General features: G+C 38.7%; 13 protein-coding genes. 5 read left to right on the plus strand and 8 right to left on the minus strand.

The features are described 5' to 3' along the window. Positions 1–3: 3 nt before the first annotated feature. From APB85_RS01735 to APB85_RS01765, 7 genes are read right to left on the minus strand one after another with little or no spacing between them, the layout of a single operon-like run. On the minus strand, positions 4–360 hold the full coding sequence (locus tag APB85_RS01735; RefSeq protein ID WP_057480429.1) for a hypothetical protein: 357 nt from the start codon (positions 358–360) through the stop codon (positions 4–6). Positions 361–408: 48 nt separating this feature from the next. Next, positions 409–1,695, minus strand: coding sequence for an NADH:ubiquinone reductase (Na(+)-transporting) subunit F (nqrF, locus tag APB85_RS01740; RefSeq protein ID WP_057480430.1), 1,287 nt, complete (start codon positions 1,693–1,695; stop codon positions 409–411). 16 nt (positions 1,696–1,711) lie between these two features. Next, on the minus strand, positions 1,712–2,326 hold the full coding sequence (gene nqrE / locus APB85_RS01745) for an NADH:ubiquinone reductase (Na(+)-transporting) subunit E (RefSeq protein ID WP_057480431.1): 615 nt from the start codon (positions 2,324–2,326) through the stop codon (positions 1,712–1,714). Positions 2,327–2,355: 29 nt separating this feature from the next. Beyond that, positions 2,356–3,102, minus strand: coding sequence for an NADH:ubiquinone reductase (Na(+)-transporting) subunit D (locus APB85_RS01750; RefSeq protein WP_057480432.1), 747 nt, complete (start codon positions 3,100–3,102; stop codon positions 2,356–2,358). A gap of 2 nt (positions 3,103–3,104) precedes the next feature. Further along, entirely contained in the window at positions 3,105–3,848 is a 744-nt protein-coding gene (locus APB85_RS01755) for a Na(+)-translocating NADH-quinone reductase subunit C (RefSeq protein WP_057480433.1), read from the minus strand. A 2-nt stretch (positions 3,849–3,850) separates the two neighbouring features. Continuing rightward, a complete protein-coding gene (locus APB85_RS01760; protein WP_057480434.1) occupies positions 3,851–5,047 on the minus strand; it encodes an NADH:ubiquinone reductase (Na(+)-transporting) subunit B in 1,197 nt (398 codons plus the stop codon). A 14-nt stretch (positions 5,048–5,061) separates the two neighbouring features. Then, a complete protein-coding gene (locus APB85_RS01765; protein ID WP_057480435.1) occupies positions 5,062–6,405 on the minus strand; it encodes a Na(+)-translocating NADH-quinone reductase subunit A in 1,344 nt (447 codons plus the stop codon). Positions 6,406–6,576: 171 nt separating this feature from the next. Here APB85_RS01765 and APB85_RS01770 point away from each other — a divergent pair, with 171 nt between their 5' ends. The 3 genes from APB85_RS01770 to apaG are packed head-to-tail and all read left to right on the plus strand — an operon-like array spanning position 6,577 to position 9,332. Further along, complete coding sequence (locus tag APB85_RS01770) at positions 6,577–7,830, plus strand: type IX secretion system plug protein (protein WP_057480436.1); 1,254 nt, start codon at positions 6,577–6,579, stop codon at positions 7,828–7,830. A gap of 29 nt (positions 7,831–7,859) precedes the next feature. After that, positions 7,860–8,942 (plus strand): DUF3667 domain-containing protein, encoded by a 1,083-nt coding sequence (locus APB85_RS01775; RefSeq protein WP_057480437.1) that lies wholly within the window; start codon positions 7,860–7,862, stop codon positions 8,940–8,942. Between the two features lie 3 nt (positions 8,943–8,945). Next, the gene (gene apaG, locus APB85_RS01780) at positions 8,946–9,332 is read left to right on the plus strand and encodes a Co2+/Mg2+ efflux protein ApaG (RefSeq protein WP_057480438.1); all 387 of its coding nucleotides are present in this window, start codon (positions 8,946–8,948) and stop codon (positions 9,330–9,332) included. On the opposite strand, the gene APB85_RS01785 is transcribed toward apaG, so the two are convergent. Then, positions 9,329–10,045 carry an NRDE family protein gene (locus APB85_RS01785; protein WP_057480439.1) on the minus strand — a complete coding sequence of 239 codons (717 nt, stop codon included), beginning with the start codon at positions 10,043–10,045 and terminating at the stop codon, positions 9,329–9,331. The two genes, apaG and APB85_RS01785, sit on opposite strands and share 4 nt — an antisense overlap. Before the next feature lie 140 nt (positions 10,046–10,185). Between APB85_RS01785 and pruA the strand changes: the two genes are divergently transcribed. Together pruA and APB85_RS01795 are read left to right on the plus strand one after the other, a co-directional pair. Continuing rightward, positions 10,186–11,829, plus strand: a complete 1,644-nt coding sequence (pruA, locus tag APB85_RS01790; RefSeq protein WP_057480440.1) for an L-glutamate gamma-semialdehyde dehydrogenase — start codon at positions 10,186–10,188, stop codon at positions 11,827–11,829. 322 nt (positions 11,830–12,151) lie between these two features. Beyond that, positions 12,152–21,886 (plus strand): LamG-like jellyroll fold domain-containing protein, encoded by a 9,735-nt coding sequence (locus tag APB85_RS01795; protein WP_057480441.1) that lies wholly within the window; start codon positions 12,152–12,154, stop codon positions 21,884–21,886. The last annotated feature ends 26 nt before the right edge of the window (positions 21,887–21,912 follow it).

Raw genomic sequence — 21,912 nt, forward strand, 5'->3', positions numbered from 1 at the left:
AGATTAAATTTCCTGCCAGCCTTCATAATTCACTACATATTCTTCGCCATGCATCACCGGTTTTTCATAATCGGAAGAATTTGCAAGACCTACTCCCGCGTAAAAGGTACGAGCCTTGAATTTGACAGCATGGTCTTTAATAGATTGCAGGAATGCCATATCATATTCTTTGGGATTATATGGATATTCTATAGCGCGCACTATTACAAAGTGAAGTTTTTTGTCTTTTAAAGCAACGAACTGCGGATCCTTTTTTATCTCACTATTTACCCCAAGAAATTCGTAACCCTGTTCCTCCAGCTCTTTTCCTACAATATTCATTGCAAGGTTATGCAGTTCCTGATCATTTAATTTTGCCATAGTGCAAAAATAAAAAATCCCGCTTTAAAAAGCGGGATACTGTTTTTATTAACCTCCAAAATCATCAAACCTGATGTTTTCTGGTGGCATTCCGAAGTCTTCACCCATTTTCTGAACGGCTTTGTTCATTAACGGCGGTCCACAGAAATACAATTCAATATCTTCCGGTTCTTCGTGATGACTTAAATAGTTATCTATTACAACCTGGTGAATAAAGCCAACAAATCCGTCGCCATCATCATCAAGACTTTTCTTCACTTTCCAATTATCTTCTTCCATTGGCTCAGAAAGTGCAAGGTAGAATTTAAAGTTAGGGAAATCTCTTTCCAAAGCTCTAAAGTGTTCTATATAGAACAATTCTCTTTTTGAACGTCCACCATACCAGTAAGTAACTTTTCTACCGGTTTTAAGCGTACGGAACAAATGGTAAAGGTGAGAACGCATTGGCGCCATTCCTGCACCACCACCAACATAAAGCATTTCTGCCTCACTATGGTTAATAAAGAATTCACCATAAGGCCCTGAAATAATTACTTTGTCTCCTTTTTTCCTTGAGAAAATATAAGAAGAAGCAATACCAGGATTTACAGCCATCCAGGTATCTTTTGATCTATCCCATGGTGGAGTAGCTACACGTACGTTAAGCATAATCTCACGTCCTTCAGCTGGATAAGAAGCCATAGAGTAAGCACGCTCTACGGTTTCAGGGTTTTTCATTACCAGTGGGCGAAGTTTAAACTTGTCCCATTCTTCTTCAAACATATCTGGAGTATCGTGTTCTTCAGGGTGAGCTGTGATATCCATATCACTAAATTTCACTTCACACTTAGGAATTTCGATCTGGATATAACCTCCAGCCTTGTAATCCATATCTTCAGGAATTTCAACTACAAATTCCTTAATAAAGGATGCTACGTTGTAATTTCTTACCACTGTAGCTTCCCATTTCTTAATTCCGAAAACTTCTTCCGGAATAGTGATCTTCATATCTTCTTTCACCTTCACCTGGCAACCTAATCGCCATCCCTGTGCGATCTCTTTACGAGTAAAGTGTGGTTCCTCGGTAGGAAGAATGGCACCGCCACCTTCTTTTACGATACATTTACACTGCACGCAAGTTCCACCACCACCACAGGCAGAAGGTAAGAATAATTTATTGTCTCCCAGAGTTGAAAGCAAAGTTCCTCCAGAACCAACTTCCATATCTCTTTCCCCATTTACGTTTATGGTAACCGGACCAGAAGGCGCTAATTTTGCCTTTGCCCCAAGCAACACAGAAACCAATATGAGTATTAATGCTAAAAATACTACTACACTTGCTATAATAACTGTCATAATCTTTCTTTTGCGATTATAATTTAATTCCCATAAAACTCATAAATCCTAACGCCATAAGCCCGGTGATAATAAATGTTATCCCCAAACCTTTTAATGGAGCAGGCACATTAGAGTATGCTATTTTTTCACGAATAGCTGCGATACCAAGAATTGCCAGGAACCATCCAATTCCACTACCAAACCCATAGGTTAAGGCTTCAGTTATAGCTCCAAAATCCTTCTGTTGCATAAAAAGTGATCCTCCAAGGATAGCACAGTTTACAGCAATAAGCGGTAAGAAAATACCAAGCGCACCGTATAGTGCAGGGGCAAATTTCTCCACGACCATCTCTACTAATTGTACCATAGATGCAATTACCGCAATAAACATAATAAAGCTTAGGAAGCTAAGGTCTACATTGGCATATTCTGCACCGAGCCATTGCAAAGCTCCCGGTCTTAAAAGGTAGTTATCCAGCAAGTAGTTAATTGGTACGGTAATAGTAAGTACAAAAATTACCGCAGCACCTAACCCAACAGCTGTTTTCACGGTTTTTGACACTGCTAAATAGGAACACATTCCTAAGAAGTAGGCAAAAATCATATTTTCTATGAAAATACTTCTAACAAATAAATTTATTAATTCCATAATTTAATTTTATTTAAGCTGTTGTGCTTTTAGTTCTCTTCTATCAGTTTACGGTTTCTGGCACGTTGTACCCAAATAAGCAAACCAACAACAATTAAGGCCATTGGGGAAAGCAACATTAAACCGTTGTTTTCATATCCAAAAGCATATAATCCTGTAGAGTCGGCCAAAGTGGCTCCTTTATGTCCTAAAACTTCAAATCCGAATAATTTTCCAGAACCTAGAAGTTCACGGAAAAATGCCACGATTACAAGTATTAATCCATATCCTGCGGCATTACCAACACCATCAAGGAAAGATTTGTAAACCCCGTTTCCTAAAGCAAAAGCTTCCAAACGTCCCATTACAATACAATTGGTAATAATAAGACCAATAAATACCGAAAGCTGCTTACTTACATCATAAGCATAAGCTTTAAGCACCTGGTCTACTAAAACTACCAGGGAGGCTACTACTACCAGCTGTACAATAATCCTAATTCTACTTGGAATCATATTTCGCAGCATAGAAACGATCATGTTACTAAAAGCCATAACCGCAACCACCGCGATAGCCATAACCACTGCAGGTTCTAATTGTACCGTAATTGCCAGTGCTGAACAAATACCTAATACCTGAACGGTAATAGGGTTGTTATCGTCCAACGGATCTGACAATAATTTTCTATTGCCTTTAGAAAGGAAGTGCTCTTTTTCTTCTGAATTAGATAGAAAAAGGATCATTTCCTTCTTTTTGGCTTCTTTCTCTTCTGAAATATTTTTTTTCTCTGTAGCCATAATTACTTAGTTGCAACTTTAATTTCTGTTTGCTGTTTGAAGTAAGGCAGATAACGCTGAAGCCTTTCTGAAATCATATCAGATACTCCGTCTCCGGTAATTGTAGCTCCAGAAATAGCGTCTACCTTATTATCGCCTTTATCTGAAGGATCTATATCACCTTTTACCACAGATACACCAATTAGATTACCATTACTATCAAAGATCTTTTCGTTTTCAAAACTTTTTCTAAACCATTCTTTGGTGATTTCTGCACCAAGACCCGGAGTTTCCCCAAGGTGGTCAAAAGTGGCACCTTTAATAGTATTTACATCATCCTTTAAAGAAATGTAACCAAAGATCGCGTTCCAAAGCCCATTACCTCTTAAAGGAACTATATAATATTTAGAACCTTCGTAGTTAGCAATATATAAAGGATAGTTTTGATCTATAGGCTCTTTCTTAAGCTCCTTGGCCAAATCTACCGTAAAAGCATCTACATCCTCTTTTACATTACCCTTTTGATTTAGGGTAACTGCCTCAGTGATATATTGATTATAAAGCTCTTCTGCTCCTGCTCTATCGGTTTCAACACCTATAGTAGCCAGAATACTCTGCATCTTTTCCTGACGTACGTTTTCTCTCTGAATAGGCTGAAGCGAGGTTGCTGTAAAAGCCAAGACAGAGGCTACAACCAACACCATAATCACCGCAAAAAGAAACGTATAACCGTTACTGTTTGTTTTATTTACTGATTTTTCTTCCATAACTAAACTGCTGTTTTTACCTGTGCGGTAGCCGATTTAATTCTTTTCTTTCTACGTTTGATATTCGACTGAATAACGTAGTGATCTATCGTTGGTGCAAATACATTCATAAGTAAGATACCAAGCATTACCCCTTCAGGATATGCCGGGTTAAACACCCTAATCATTACTGAAAGGAAACCAATTAAAAATCCGTAGATCCATTTTCCTTTCATAGTTTGGGCGGCAGATACCGGATCTGTAGCCATAAATACAATACCAAAAGCAAGTCCACCAATAATAAGGTGACCGTACCACGGGAAGTTTGTAAGTTGATTACCGGTAAGACCCATTGAAGGCAATGCGTTGAAAATAAGCCCCATTACTGCAGCACCTATAAACGCACTTAAAATAATTCTCCAGCTTCCTACTTTCGTTAAGATTAAAAGCAAGGCTCCTAAAAGAATAAAAAGCGTTGAAGTCTCAGCGACAGAACCCGGAATAAAGCCAAAGAACATATCCATCATACTGTAACTGGCATTCTCTCCAGCTGCCAAAGAACCAAGAATAGTTTCTCCGGAAATGGCATCTACGCTGCTTGCTTCGCTAACCCAAACCTGGTTACCAGACATATAAGTAGGGTATGCAAAGAAGGCAAATGCTCTTGCGGTAAGTGCAGGGTTAAGAATATTCATTCCGGTTCCTCCAAATGCTTCTTTACCCACAAGTACTGCGAATACTACCGATAATGCCAACATCCAAAGTGGGAAATCTATAGGCATAATCATCGGTATTAACAATCCTGTTACCAAATATCCTTCGTTTACTTCGTGCCCTCTAAAGATGGCGAAAGCAAACTCAATTCCTAAACCAACCGCATAAGAAACAACGATCATAGGAACAATCTTTAATGCACCGTGACCAATCGCTTCCCAAAAGGTAAATGCTTCAATGGTACCAGCATCTACAAGTTGAGTAAAATGTTGGTAGCCTGCATTCCACATTCCGAAAATAAGCGCCGGAATAAGGGCAAGTACAACCGTGATCATAGTACGCTTTAAATCTACTGCATCACGAATATGAGCTCCTTTTTGCGTAGTATGATTTGGGGTAAATAAGAAGGTATCGATTGCATTAACTGCAGGCGCATACTTTTCATATTTTTTCCCAGGTGCAAAAGGCTCCTTTATTTTATCTAATCTTTGTCTAATCCATTCCATAATTATACTGCTTTTTAACCTACTTCAGTAATCATTAAATCTAAACCAAGACGAATTACATCCTGAATCTCGATCTTGGACGTATTCACATATTCTACCAAAGCAAAATCTTCTGGAGCTACCTCATAGATCCCTAGATTTTCCATCTTTTCAATATCACCGGCCATACAAGCTTTAATAAGCTGCATTGGGTAAACATCCATAGGTAAAACCTCTTCCATTTCGCCGGTTACCACAAGCGCTCTTTCCTCACCATTTAAATTGGTAGTAGGTTTAAATTTCCTATTTGGAAACAACCAGGATAAAGAAGTTCTTGAGTTTGAATGAATATTGTTATATGTAAATGGCAACCAACCAAAAGCTCTGTAATTATTCCCTTCCGGAAGAAGTGTTACTTCGTTAGAAAAGAAACTCACGTGTTGATCGTAAGCTAATTTTAAACCGGTAAGCACATTTCCTGAAACGATACGAACATCTTCATCAACCTTTTGGATAAGATCTGAAACCTCAGCTCCAATTTTTGTTGAAAAATATTTACGGTTAGTAGCTTCGCTACCTGTTACTGCAACGGTTTTATCGGCGATATAATTTCCTGTAAGGAAAAGATTCCCAATAATCGTTACATCTTCAGGATTCACAGTCCAAACTCTATCACCCTGATTAATAGGATCTATTTTATGAATTTGAACTCCAACATTTCCTGCAGGGTGTGGCCCTTTTACAGTATGAAGTTCCACTCCTTTAATATCCTTTAAATATTGTGCTGACCTAGCATCTACACCAAGGTGTACTTTACCTGGAGTAAGTTTTTTTAGCGCGTTTATTCCTTCCTGAAAAGCAGCTAGCTTATCTTTCAAAATAAAACCCCAATCTGGGGCTAGTGGCGCCGTACTTACTGCAGAAATAAAGATAGCTTTTGGCGTATCTTTAGGATCGGCAATAATATCGTAAGGTCGTTGATTAATAAATGCACCACAACCACTTTCTAAAATGCGTTGTTTTACAGCTTCAGCATCAGAAGAAGCAGCGTCCATTTTTCCAAAATCTCTGTAAGTGTCTTCAGGATCGGCCTCTATAATCACTTCCATGATCTTACGCTTTTCACCACGCTTAATATACTTAAGCACCCCACTTACAGGGCTGGTAAAACGTATTTCATCAGTGTATTTTGAAAAGAAAAGTTCATCGCCGGCAAGGACTTTAGCCCCTTCTTTTAAAACCATTTTAGGTACCAAAGCGTGAAAATCTGGCGGTTTGATTGCGTAGGTCTTAGACCTCGGAGCTTTTACAAGCTCTTTTTCCGCCTCCCCTTCTAATTTTAGAGATAATCCTCTTTTAATTCGAATGTCTTTTGACATAGGATGGAGTGTATGTTAAAAATTTTTTGTTTTGAGTCGTGCAAATTTAGGAATTTTAAGCACACTTTTCCCAAGAAACCAAAGATTTTTAAGCATTTAAAACTGTTAAAATGAAATGTTAAAAATTATGGAATAAGAATTGTAATTACATTTGTCTAGATTCTATTTACAATGAAAAAACTTTTCATCCTTTTACTCTTTTCTATTTCATCGCTCGTATTGACCGCCCAGGTTGCAAAAGAAACACTCGCGCCAAATTATATAAGAAGTATTCAGCTCTCGGGAAATACAGAAAACAACTATGGAAATCCTGTTTTACAATTGGGAGAACCATTAATATTAAAGTTTGATGACATCATTGGAGACGAAGCCGATTATTATTACACCATAGAACATTATAATTACGATTGGACACCGACACAGTTGGCTAAAACTGAATATTTAATTGGTTTTGACGATATTAGGATCTTTAATTATTTAAATTCTTACAATACGCTTCAACCTTTTTCTCACTACGAGCTTAAAATACCTAACGAAGATACCGGCGGCTTTAGAGTAAGCGGAAATTATATGATCAATATTTTTAATGCCGAGAAAGAATTGGTTTTTTCCCGAAAATTTATGGTTTATGAAAATATTGCCCAGGCCAGAATTAACCTAAGACGCTCCAGAGACCTTAATTTTATAGATGAAAAACAAGTTGTTAATTTCACGATTGAATCTCCTAATTTAATATTGAAAAATCCCGAAAACAACGTTAAGGTGCTAATCACCAAAAATCACAACCTAAAAACGGGTATAAAAAATATTAAACCACAATATAATATTGGCAACGACCTGGTTTATCGCTATGATACCAAAACAGCATTTTGGGGCGGTAACGAATATCTTCAGTTTGACAATAAGGAACTAAGAGCCTCTACTGCCGATATTAGTTCGGTGGCCTTAAAGGATCTATATCATCATTATTTATTTACAGATCGCACCCGCGCCAATGAACCATACACTTATAATCCCGATATAAACGGGCAATTTCTTATAAGAAGTTTACCTGCAGAAAACCCATCTATAGAAGCCGAGTATGTTTGGGTTCATTTTCAACTTCAGAATTATTCAGAGCTAAATGGTGGAGAAGTTCATATTTATGGAGCTTTCAATAATTTTAATTTAGATGAAAGCACCCGTCTTAGTTACAATGAAAATTCCGATCTTTATGAAGGTGCACGGCTATTTAAACAGGGATTTTATAATTATAAATATGTATTAAAACGCACCGACGGAACTATAGATGAAGGTTTTTTTAGCGGGAATTTCGATGAAACCGAAAATTCCTACCAGGTTTTAATTTATTACCGAAATCCGGGGGCCAGATATGACCGATTAATTGGAATAGGTACCGGGAATTCAACGAATATCAGCAACTAATTAAGAACCTAACCAACTCCTTCTAAAAAATGGCAAGCAATAGATTTGATCTAAAATATAGGGGTACTAAATGTCTAAATTGTGATTTTCCGCTAGATAAAAGTGATAAATATTGCCCTACCTGCGGACAATTAAATAGTACCAAAAAATTAAAATTCGACGATTTTTTCTCTGAATTCTTTTCAGGCCTATTTGCTTACGATTCGCGTTTTCAAAGAACTCTAAGGGTTTTGTTATTTTCTCCCGGTAGAATTTCAAAAGATTATATTAATGGAAAGCGCATGTGCTATGCCAATCCGTTTAGATTTTACCTAAGCGCTTCCATTATTTTCTTTTTAATCTGGAGTTTTACTAATTCCTTCGATAATATTCAACCGATTTCAGACAATACAGAAATCGCTGAACAATTGCAGCAAGACAGTTTAAACACTGGAACTCCTAACATAGTCCATACTCCTGTTGGTGGCATGAACCTGGATTCAATTATTAAGGCCCAAAATGAAAATAAGGCAAAATCGTATAAAGAATTTTATGTCCCGCCACAGGAGTTGGACACTATGACTTACCTGGATGCAGGAACAAAAAAGCTCAATATCTATTCAAGATTTTATAAGGAAACCACTATTAGGAATGCGGAAACCGCAATGGATAGCCTTGCTTACCCGCAAACCTCCTACAACCATTGGCTTTACAAAAAGGCGGTAGATTGGAATACCGTAAAAGATAACCCGGGACTATTCTTTAATTATTTTGTAAATAAACTTCCATTTATCATCTTCTTTTATTTACCGGTGTTTGCCCTTTTTATTTGGCTGTTATACTTAAGAAGGCCGTTTAACTATATGGAGCATTTAATCTTTGCCTTTCATGTACAAACCACTTTCTTTATCGTTTACGCTCTGGCATTGCTAGTAGATTACCTTTTAAAAGATTGGGCATTTACCATTGCCAATACCGTTTTTATCTTTTATTTATATAAGGCCATGCGTAATTTTTACGGCCAGGGACGTGTTAAAACCATTGTAAAGTTCATTCTCTTAAACTTTATATTTTTTATTTTAGCAGGAATTGCAGCAATAATATCAATTTTAGCATCTTTTGCTATTTACTAATATATGGTTCAACAAGTTACAAGAGGCATAAGGATTTCTGTTAACACCAGTTTTGAAGGTACTTTACTCAAGAACTTGGGCTCCCGTTTTGCCTTTTCTTACCATATTACCATAGAAAATCAAAGTAATGATTCGGTGCAGTTAACCTCTCGTTTCTGGAAGATCAAAGACGCTTTAAATCATACTGAAATTGTTCAGGGGGAAGGCGTAATTGGTCAGAAACCTGTTTTAAAGCCTGGTGAATCGCACACTTATCAGAGTGGCTGCCTGTTAAATTCTCCATTTGGATCTATGAGCGGTTATTATAATATGGTGAGCTTTACTTCTACCAGGAAATTTAGGGTTAAGATCCCTACTTTTAAACTAAGCGCTCCCTTTGCCGTAAATTAAAGTCCCGGAAATTCCTTTCTGGTAATCTTTCCTTTTTCAAGGTCTTCATACTTAAAAATCAACTTCCCTGGCAAGAATTCTATCTGCGAGATACTTTTTGTTTTTAGAAATCCACGATCAATAATTAAATCAATCTCTTTATCACCTTTTCCTGCGGAATGATGAAATTCCCATAAATTTTCAGCTGAAAGATCTTTTTCCTTTTGAAAAGTTGAAAACCAATCTTCCCGAAGCATTTTCATTTCTGAAGTATATAAAGGAGAAGAAGACCAAATTTGCGGCTGGAATGGCAGCTTTTTAAAATATTTCTCTTTTCCATCCCAAACAAATTCAGCAAAAAATAACCCTGAAGACCAATCGGCTATCACTACTGTGAATGGCTCTATGTCTTTTAGGGTATAGTTTTCAATTTCGGATTCAATATTATGGGCAACAAGCCAGTCTTTTAAAACCAATCCCCTACTCTTTCGGTAAGAATCTTCACGCTTATGCGAAACAAAACCACCATTCATTAAGCATAAAACTCTTTTTACTTCGCTTACCCCAATCCAGCTTCCACCGGCCACGGCATCTTGAGGGAAAAGCAATTTTGTATCGTTTTCAGCTTTAAAATCGGGCGGAAAGGTTTCTCTTTCGCTCGCTTCATCCCTGTTAGATGTTAAGATAAATCCATTGGGATTTTGAAGATGAGGCGTGAGGCTTATGGTGCACATAAAATTTTCTTAATAAAAGTCTTGAATTTACAAAAATAGTTAAGCTTTAGTGAATGCTCCTTCAGAAGGATTAAAAATCACGTAATTTTTTTACCTTTATAGGTACAATATTTAAAAACCAAAAAAAACACAAAATAACTATGGGAAAAGGATTTTTTCACGTTCCAAAGGCGGTTAACGAGCCAGTAAAATCTTATGCGCCGGGAACCCCGGAAAGGGAAGAAGTTTTACTCACTTACAAAGATCTATATAACTCCAATATGGAAGTTCCACTTTACATTGGATCTGAAGCGATAAAAACCGGAGATACGGCAGATATTCGCCCTCCACACGACCACAAACATAAAGTAGGAACTTATCACCTTGCTAAGAAAAAGCACGTTGAACAGGCTATAGACGAAGCTTTAAAAGCAAGAGAAAAATGGGCTAAATTAGAATGGGAACAGCGCGCAGCCGTTTTCCTTAAAGCAGCCGATCTTATTGCTGGACCATACCGTTCTAGAATTAACGCTGCGACAATGATTGGGCAATCAAAAAATATTTACCAGGCAGAGATCGATTCAGCTTGTGAACTATGTGACTTTTTACGTTTCAACGTAGAATATATGTCAGATATGTATAACGAGCAACCAAACTCTTCTGACGGAAACTGGAACCGCGTAGAATATAGACCTTTAGAAGGTTTTGTTTATGCTATTACTCCTTTCAACTTTACCGCTATTTCTGGAAACCTTCCATCAAGTGCGGCTCTTATGGGGAACGTTGCAGTTTGGAAGCCTAGTGATAGTCAGATTTTTTCTGCACAGGTAATAATGGAAGTATTTAAGGAAGCTGGTTTGCCAGATGGTGTAATTAATATGGTAATGGGAGATCCAGAAATGATCACCAACACCGTACTCGACAGCCCTGATTTCGCCGGAATTCACTTTACAGGAAGTACAAATGTATTTAAAGGAATTTGGGGTAAAATTGGTAATAACATCCAGAAGTACAAAACCTACCCAAGAATTGTAGGAGAAACAGGAGGAAAAGACTTTATTGTAGCTCACCCAACCTCTAAACCAAAACAAGTTGCAACTGCTATTTCTCGTGGTGCATTTGAGTACCAGGGACAAAAATGTAGTGCAGCTTCAAGAGTTTATCTACCAAAAAGTCTATGGCCAGAGATCCAGGAATTTTTAAAAGAGGATATTGAATCTTTCAAAATGGGATCTCCAGAAGATATGACCAACTTTATTAATGCTGTTATTCACGAAGGCGCATTCGATAAATTGGCCAGTTATATTGATAAAGCTAAGAAGGATAAAGATGCTGAAGTTGTAATTGGAGGAAATTATGATAAATCTGAAGGCTACTTTATAGAACCTACAGTAATCTTAACTTCAGATCCTCATTACACAACTATGGAAACTGAATTATTTGGTCCCGTAGTAACTATTTATGTGTATGACGATAAAAACTATAGTGAAGAGAAGTGGAAAGATCTGCTTAAAACCGTAGACAATACAAGTATTTACGGACTTACAGGAGGAGTCTTCTCTGGAGATAGATATATGGCAGCAGTTGCCACAGATATGTTGCAAAACGCGGCAGGTAACTTCTATATAAATGACAAACCTACCGGAGCCGTAGTTGGACAACAACCATTTGGTGGCGCGAGATCCAGCGGTACCAACGATAAAGCCGGTTCTAAGATGAACTTGCTACGATGGGCTTCTGTTAGACTAATCAAGGAAACCTTTGTACCTGCAGAAGATTACAGATACCCATTTATGGGAGAGTAATTTGTAGGAAATATATCTCACAAAAAGCCACAGTCTAAAAGCTGTGGCTTTTTTGATTATTACTGTAGTCACCAAAAGCTGCAACCCCGCAGCACCCATTCGCTAACAAACGATTTATCGAATTGATTATTAGAATTTTACTGTAAACTATAAAACAATTTCTTTTCTTTTAACGAATTAAACATCCCCTCAACGAATTAAAGCAGAAAAAGATAATTAATGTTGTACTTTCCACTGTTAATTGTCTTCGCCCCAGAAGGTTACACACCAAGACACTTAACATACCCCGCCTACGTAATTATTGCTCTAAAACATTACTATTGTGGGAAAAAAATTACTTCTTTATCTATTACTGGTATTTTCTATTGTTATAGTTTCAAAAAATGGATATTCCCAGGCCTGTCCTACCTCGGTTAGCATAAGTGCAGCTGAAGGCAGAACCATTTGTGAAAACACCCAGGTTAACTTTAGTGCTTCCACTAATGGCGGAACCGGTTTAAATTACCAATGGCAAATTAACAATAACAATGTTGGTGATAATCAACCTAATTACGATACTTCAGCCTTACAAAATAATGATGAAATAAGAGTGATTATCACATCAAACGATGATACAAACTGTCAAAAAATTTCTCAGCCTATTAAGATGACGGTGAACAGCATTCGCCAGGGAAGTGTAGTAATTCAAGCGAGTGAAAATCCAGTATGCCCGGGGGAGAATATAAATTTTAGCATTGCAAGTATTTCTGAAGCCGGTAATAATCCCGTGTATGACTGGAGAGTGAATAATACTAGTGTGGGAAGTAGCTCAACTCTAAACACCCCACTTAATTCAGGTGATCTGGTACAGCTTTTTATTACTTCAAGTAATCCCTGTACCGATGATTTTTCGAGTAATCAAATTACTATTTCTGAAAGACCGGCAGCTCCCGATACACCTTCTGGGATCAATGGAGCAACTCTTGTGTGTCCCGGGACTTCCGAAACTTACAGTATTAGCCAGGTTAATAACGCTATAGCTTATCAATGGGAATTACCTGTTGGCTGGAGCGGTTCTAGCAATACCTCTTCCATAACACTTACCACTGGAACCAACAGTGGCGCTATAAAAGTAATTGCCATAGGCGAGTGTGGCAATAGCGAACAAAGTATTTACGTAAATGTACAACCCGGAGCTCCTGCTAAACCAGGGAATATTTCAGGCAATGAATCGGTTTGCCCTGGGGAAGAAGAAACCTACAGTATAAATTCCTTAGCAAAGGCCGAATCTTACGAATGGACGTTCCCTTCAGGATGGGGAAATGGAAATATCATAACAACGAGCATTCCAGAAACAACTATTATCACTGGAAATTCAGGAAACGGGCTAATTACTGTAAAAGCCCTAAATACTTGTGGCGAAAGTGCTAGCTCAAGTTTAGCTGTAAATGTAGAACCTGGTACTCCCGGAGTTCCCGGGACCATAACTGGAGCGACAGAAGTCTGCCCAGGCACTAATGAAACTTATTCAATAAATGCAGTAAATAATTCGGAAGAATATGTATGGAATTTCCCTTCTTCCTGGGGAATTCCCGTGCAAATTACTACAATCCCACAGGTTAATATTCAAACCGGTACTTCGGGAAGTGGAAATATCACAGTGTCAGCAAGAAATTCATGTGGTACCAGTGCAGCTCAAAGCTTACCTGTCGAGATGCAGGATGGCGCTCCCACCAATACAGGCGCAATAAGTATAACATACAGTAATCTCAATGATGTAATTTGCCCGGGAGATCAAATAGAATTTTTTGTTCCGGGAGTGCCTGAAGCCGAAGAGTATTCCTGGATTATCCCACCAGGATGGGAGATTACAGGCTCTGAAACCGGAAATAGCATTATAGTAAATGCCGGAAATTATGGAGAAAATGGAGAAGTGAGTGTAGTGCCCAGTAATTTTTGTGGACAAGGTTCTACAAGTACATTGGCGGTTAGCGTAGATATGCCAGCCCCTGAAATTGGAACCACAGAAATAACCGGCCCGGCAGAGGTTTGTTCAAACGAAACACAATTGGAATATAGTATTCCGGTTATAAACTACGCTACTTCATATGAATGGTCATTACCTTCGGGCTGGGTAATCACTTCAGGAGAAAACACCAATAGTATAGAAGTAAGTGCTTCAGGTACTTCAGGAGATATAAAAGTTTTCGTAAGCAATAATTGTGGAGAAAGTGCAGTAGTTTCTAAAACCATAAATTCCATCACCGCTGTCCCTGCAAAACCTTTAGCTATATCTTCTAATTTGCCTAGCACAGCAATTTGCCCTCCATTAAATAATGTAAAATTCTGGATAGCTGAAGTTCCGAACGCCGAAGAATATTTATGGAGCTTACCCAATGGATGGAATATTGTAAGCGGTGCAGGAACTACCAATATTACTGTAAATATCACAGCAAATTCCAATTATAGTGCAAACGAAAGTGTTTCAGTACAAGCTGTAAACATTTGCGGGGAAAGTGAAATGCAAACAATTGGAGGAATAGCAATTGATGACTACGTAATTGCCGATCTTGGGGAAGATATGGTTTTGTGTAGCCTCACAAATACTGTTAACCTAAATGCCTACGTTGCTTTTGGTTCTAGAAATGCAAAACTAAAAATAGAAAGAATTGAGACCTCTTCGGGGACGCAAATTAACACACCGTCTGGAAAGGTAGACAATTTTGAATTTATTTATACTCCGACTTTAGCAGATTTAAGCAATGGAGAAGTAACCTTTTACCTCACCACTGAAAAACCGGGTGGCGCTTGTAGTGCCGGGAAAGACGAAATGACTATATTTTTTCGAGAAGACCCTACAGCTACTTTTTTAACCGAGAATCAGGATATTTGTGAAAATTCAGCGACACAAATTAATATCCAGGGAACTCCTGAAACCCGAATCTTCTATACTGAAAATGGCGCCTCCAAATCTATAGATATGGATGAAAATGGAGAAGCCATTATAAATACAGGTAATTTAGCTTCTACTACTACTTTCGAATTAACAAGTTCACAATACCTGGAAGAACCATTATGTGAAAATTCGATTTCAGGAACCCACGAGGTTATCGTTAATCCAGTGCCTTCAGCAGATCTCGTATACGTCCAAACGGCGTTTTGTGAGGATGATACTGAGACCAAACAAGTAAGTCTTGAAAATACTGTTGGCGCAACAGCGAATGGAAGCTTCTCGGCAGCACCTTCAGATCTAAGCATCGATGAAACTTCAGGGGCTATTATTCCCGCGAATAGTAATCCGGGCGATTATATAGTAAGCTATATTATTCCGGCTGCAGTTGGTTGCGAAAGTGTTGAATTGAGCACTAGTGTAAGTATAACTGCAGCACCGGAGGTTAATTTAAGCTACAATGACACCTATTTCTGTTCTTCCGATGAAAATATCCAATCAGTAACTCTAAATGGTAGCGGAAATTATGAAAATGGAACATTCTCTGCCGGTACTGGCTTGCAAATAAATTCTGAAACTGGGGAAATTAATCCATCAACCAGTAATCCAGGCACTTATGAGGTAACTTATACTACTCCAGAAGGCGCTGGTTGTGGAACATATAATTTCATAACCGAAATCATAATAACCGAAGCGCCAAATCCTACGATTACATATCCGGCGACAGAAGTCTGCAATTCACAAACCACAGCATTCGAGGTTGAACTTACAGGGAATGAAAATATTCAGGGTGGTACTTATTCCGCAGAGGTAGGTTTAGAGATAAACGCAATAACTGGGGCTATTAATCCGGAAAACAGCTCAGCGGGAACCTATACGGTAACCTATACTACTCCAGAGATAAATGGATGCGAGCCGGTGAAAACTGAAACAAATGTAACAATCACAGAATTGCCATCGGCAGAGATAAGCTACAACACACTTATTTGCGCTTCCGAAACTGAGTTACAGCAAGTGACCTTTAGCAGTACCGTAGGCAATTATGAAGATGGAACATTTACAGCAAGTCCCGCCGGACTCTCTATTAATGAGGAAACGGGAGCTATTAACCCAGCCGAAAGTAATCCGGGAATTTACAGCATAGCATACACTATTCCGGGACAGGGAGGATGTGAAGCAGTAATCCTAAATACTTCAGCAACTATAACAGAAGTGCCATTTGCAACGCTAAGCTATGAAAATGCAGCCCTCTGTACTTCTGTAGAGCAAGATCAACCGGTAACTTTCATAGATACTCCGGTTGAATATCAAAAAGGGACATTCTCGGGAAGTAACGGTCTTGCCATAAACGCAGATGGCAGCATAAATCCGGCAGCCAGTACCGGCGGACCACATACGGTATTTTACAGTATTCCTGCTGAAAATTCCTGCGAAGAAGTAGTTATAAACCTGGCGATAGAAATTTTCAAAAAACCACAGATCACTTCTCAACCATTTAATGTTGGAATTTGCTCTACGCAACCAAGCGAGTTAAGTGTTAGCGCCATTGGGGATAACCTCAATTACCAATGGTATAAAAATGGAAATACTGTAAATGGTGCAACTTCTGCGACGCTTAGCTTTAGCAATACTACTTCTACCAATGCCGGGGATTATTATGTGGTGGTTACAGGAGCTCAATCCTGTACCGAAGTAATTTCTGATACTGTTAGCCTAAATGTCGATGAAGATATCATAATAGAGGAACCTCAATTTCCGGTCCCAATCTGCGGCGATGGTTTTTCGGAAATTACCATGAAATTTATCGCACACGCAAATGGCGCTCCTCTAAATTTCACCTGGTACGAAGGAAATACGCCGGTAGATGATGCTGATGCAAATATTACTATTACCACACTACCGGCAGACGAAAATGGCATATACGAAAGCACGCTAAAAATTGTAAATATTACTACCGCATACAACGGAGATTATTATGTAGAAATCGAGGGACCTTCTGAGTTTACTTGTGCTACAGCAGTCTCCAATCCTTTTCAATTACGTTTAAATGAAGTTCCGGAAAAACCAACAGTAGAAAATTTTGAATACTGCCAGTTCGAAGAAGTTCCAGCTTTAACTGTGATTAATGGCGAAAACCTTACCTGGTATGCCTCAGAAACAGGAGATGATGCTTTTTCTGAAACTCCGGTTCCAAATACAGATGAACCAGGTGAAACTGTTTATTGGGTTACTCAAACCCCAGATGTTTGTGAAAGTGAACGTATAGCAGTTAGTGTAACTATAAAGGAAAAACCAGCATCACCGGCAACTACGACTCTTATAGAATACTGCGAAGGAGAAACAGCAAATGCTCTTGAAGCTGTCGCCGACGGTGAAGCCGGTTTAAATTGGTATGATGAAGAGAAAAACCTTCTTTCTGCAGCTCCAATTCCAAATACTGAAAATCCAGGAACATATACCTACTATGTCTCCCAAAGTCTTGAGGCTTGTGAAAGTGACCATGTAGAAATTACGCTTATAATTCACGAGTTACCCATTGTAACCATTACCCCTTCAGAAACCCTGGTTTGCTCAGCATCTGCCGTTACTTTAACTGCCGAAGGAGCTGACAGTTTTATTTGGTATAACGAGGCTGAAGAGGAAATTGGAGCAACCGCCTCTCTTGAAATAAATCCGGAAATCACAACTACCTATAAAGTTATTGGAACCGGCACAGGAAATTGCACTGCTGAAGCCGAAATCACCATTCAGCTTGACCAACCCAGTGATGCCGGAACAATTACCGGAGAAACCAATGTATGTATTGGAAACAATTCCGGACAAGTTTCCGTTGCTGATATAAACGGAGAAGTAATTCGCTGGGAATTCTCTGAAAATAAAGGAGTAACCTGGGAAACTGTCATACAGGAAGAATCCGAAATTTCCACCATTTATTCTTACGAAAATATTATTACCACCACTGGATTCAGGGCCGTAGTGCAAAATGGTGTTTGTGAAGAAACAATTTCAGAAGCAGTTTCTATACAGGTAGACGATTATCCTATTGGCGGAGAATTAAATTTCAAAGGTTTTGACCGGTTATTTACCACCTGTCAGGATCCAGAGTTCCTGGAAGATCTTGTTCTTTCCGAACATACGGGTCAGGTTTCCGCATGGAAATACAGAACTGCTCAGGGTACTTTTCAAACCATACCGGGGGAAACCGATACTACACTTCCTTCCTCAGTAATAGCAAATTTACTTGGTAATGAAAGCCTTATTTTTCAGGCAGAAATAAAAAATGGCGCTTGTAATGTACCTGTTACAAGCAGAACCGCGATTTTAAGTGTGATTTCCTCAGATATTGAGCCTGCCCCGGTAAGTGTAAGTGAAGACCTAATTTGCCTGGGAGACGAAGTTACTTTAACTGCGGAAACCGGTTATGAATCTGGTGACGGAGTAAACGACCGGGGCGATTTTGACAATGCTGCTATAGATCAACACGGGTGGAGGATTACCAATTCCGATGGGGAGGTAGAGAATTTTGAAACCAGCGCTAATAACACCAACCCAAATATTTGGAAAAGGGTAACGCCTCGTGAATTTATCACCGCAAATCTCTCTTCTCCCTACAACACCTCCATACAAAGATTCGATCACGGTTTGGATGATGGAAACAAAGGTTTCGCACTGGTTTCAGGGAATAATACTTCGACTATGGAAACCAATGTTTTTGCACTCGATGGCATGGATTCGGGAATTTTAACTTTTGACCAGGCCTATAATCTTACCGATGGAGCCTCCATTGAAGTTTTAATTTCAACAAATGGCGGCAATACTTATACTTCATTATATACAAACAACAATGATCCTTCAAGTGGCAATTATGATGATTTTGCCTCTGGAACACCTTCTTCCCGACCAGAAAACAAAATTGAAATCGACCTCGGAAATTATATTGGACAAAATAACCTTAGAATAAAATTCAGTTTCGTTGGAGTAAGAAATGGTGATGTGTGGGCCCTGGATAATATTATTATGCCCGATGGCCCTCAAAATGTTGGAGTACTTTGGGAAGACACCACTGATCCTGAGGCGCCTAAAATTATTGGAACCAATAATTCAGAGCTATGGACGCCCACCGAAATTGGCTGGAATGTTTCTATAATTACTACCACTTTAGAATACACTGGTGGCTCTTGCGCTACCGCCATCAATAACGAAGAAATCAGGGTTTTTGTTTATGATCAATATACTACAACCGTAGCTGCTCAAACCGGGAGCTGTGGTGTTTATTCTGCCCAATTGAGTGCCACGGTAACCAGTGAAACTCAGGGTGAAATCACCTCCTACCCAACAAAAGATGGATACATCGGAAAATGGGTAGTAGAAGGGCCCGAAGATTATGAATTTTCAAATATCGACCCTGAAGATGAAGTTGAACCTTTAAACAATCCGAATGCAATTTTTACTTCAGAATCCCAAAGTCCGGAGAATTATACTATCACCTGGGTATTGGAACCAACTGAAACCGATGAGGACGGAAATTTAATAGTAAATGAAGCTTGCACACCCAATTATGAAGCTTTAGATGTGGTCTTTGAAGGCTGTATTGCCCTGAATTTCGATGGTATAGATGATTACATAGACCTGGGCGAAACTTATACCGAAAACTATAGTTTAGAAGCCTGGATTCGCCCTGAAGCTTCAACAGGCACTCTTATTAGCGGACCTAATTTTGAAATCAATATGGAAAATTTACCGGGAGGCATAAATGCTAATTCCCGCTGGTATCATATCGCTGTTTCAGGCGGAAAAATATATGTGGATGGAATAGATATGGGGAATTTCAATAGTACCAACACAGGAACCAAAACCCTAATAGGTGCCAGATGGAATGCTGAAATAAAAGAGGCTGAAAATCACTTTTCGGGCTGGATAGAAGAAGTGCGAATCTGGGAAACTGCGATTTCAGTAGATCAAATTAGGTTTATGATGAACCAGCGACTTTATAACAATGGAACACAAATGGGTGTAGAAATACCTATGCCTGTTCCCAACGGGCTAAGCTATACCAATCTCGCAGGATACTACCAACTACTTGCGGACCCAGCATTAGTAGCAAACGGAACAACTCCCGATCTCGCTCTTACGACGAACCCTGGCAGATTGGTAAACATGGAAACTTTTCAGGAAAACACCGCTCCCCTGCCCTATACTTCACGCATTGATGGTCAAAACTGGGCAACCGTTAACACCTGGACACACTTCGATGTTTGGGATGCACCAAACAGCAACGGTATAAATGGAGCTCCAATTGATTGGAATATTGTTAGAACTTCCCACAATATTAATTCAGGAAATAAGAATATTCGCCTTTTAGGATTAAAATCAGAAACGGGTAAACTGGACATATTCAACCCATCTGGAACTCACAATGAAACTAATTCCGGACAATATGTAAGCATTAGTCATTATTTAAAATTAGATGGAAGTATAGATCTCACCGGGGAATCTCAATTACTTCAGGATATTGGAAGTATTGTTGATGCCAGCAGCTCTGGATACCTGGAGCGAGATCAACAAGGAACAGCAAATAGCTATAATTATAATTACTGGAGCTTCCCGGTTAGTGCAGGAGTCTCCAACACTGGTGGATCAATAAGAAGTATCTTGAAGGATGGAACTGATTCCAACAATCCCCGGGATATTTCATTTGCTAATGACCATACCTATGCCGACAATTATAATTATAACACCGGTCCCAAACGTATAAGTGCTTACTGGCTTTTTAAATTTTTTGGTACTGCCAATGTTTATGCAGAATGGAAATGGATAGGCGAAAATGGCCAGCTTAATAGTGGCGATGGGTTTACCATGAAAGGGACTTCGGGGGATGTTGCGATTTCAACTCCACAAAACTACGTTTTTAAGGGATTACCAAATAACGGGCCCGTCACTGGGGTTAGTATTGGCTCCAACCAAAACCGTTTAATAGGAAACCCATATCCATCGGCCATTGAAGCAAAACAATTTATATTAGATAATCTTGATAAAAATACAGTGGCTGGTGCTACTAATTCCCAAAACATTTTTAACGGAGCATTATATTTCTGGGATCATTTTGGGCCCGAAAACACACATATTTTGAGGGAATATATTGGAGGTTATGCAACTATAAACCTTTCTGGGGCGGTAAGATCTGCATCTTCTATAGACGAACGTATTAATAACGATGGCTCCTCAGGAACTAAAAGACCGGGAGAATTCGTTCCGGTTGGTCAGGGATTTTTTATCAATACTGCTTTAGATACGGAAATTGGTAATGGCATTATCATACAAGGAGGCACTGTTAACTTCAATAATGGTCAACGAGCATTTGTTACCGAGGTAAATCCAAATGACTCACAATTTTTAAAGCCTATTTATCCTATTAAAAGCCAAAAAGCGGTAAGGACTGAAGATTCAAGATATAAAATAAGACTGAATTTCACCTCCCCGCTTGGTTTCCAAAGACAGATTTTAGTAACTGCTGATGCTTATACCTCAAATGGTTTTGATTTAGGTTACGATGCTCTTTTAATTGATGATATTCCTGAAGACATGTTCTGGTTAATTCAGGATAATGAGTTTGTAATTCAGGCGGTCTCCCACTTCAATTCCGATCAGGTGTTGCCATTGGGTATTAAAATTAAAGAAGAAGGTCAATTAAAAATTGAAGCTGGGGAAATCGACAATTACCCAGAAACTTTACCCATTTACTTAAATGACAAATTAAACGATAGTATACATAATCTTAGATCGGAAGAATATTTAGCAGTTTCAGAGCCGGGAATTTTTAATGACAGGTTTGAAATAGTATTTAGCAACAAAGAAGCTCTCGAAAATCCTGACAAGCCACCACTTAGCACCTCATTAGATTTTGGTTATAATCATAATACAAGGGAACTCATAATTGATAATCCAGATCTTATTGATATTTCGGAAGTGCTCCTTTTTGATTTAGGGGGAAGACTCATTCAAACTTATACGAACATTCCTGCTCAAAAAGAATATCTTATCCATATTAGGCCTATGCATACCAGCGTTTATATCATAAAATTGATTACCGAAAATGGAAATAAGGACAAGAAGTTTATCATGGACTAAGAAAGAATTTTCTCACAAAAAAAATG

This window comes from Salegentibacter mishustinae (assembly GCF_002900095.1).
GTDB classification, from domain to species: domain Bacteria; phylum Bacteroidota; class Bacteroidia; order Flavobacteriales; family Flavobacteriaceae; genus Salegentibacter; species Salegentibacter mishustinae.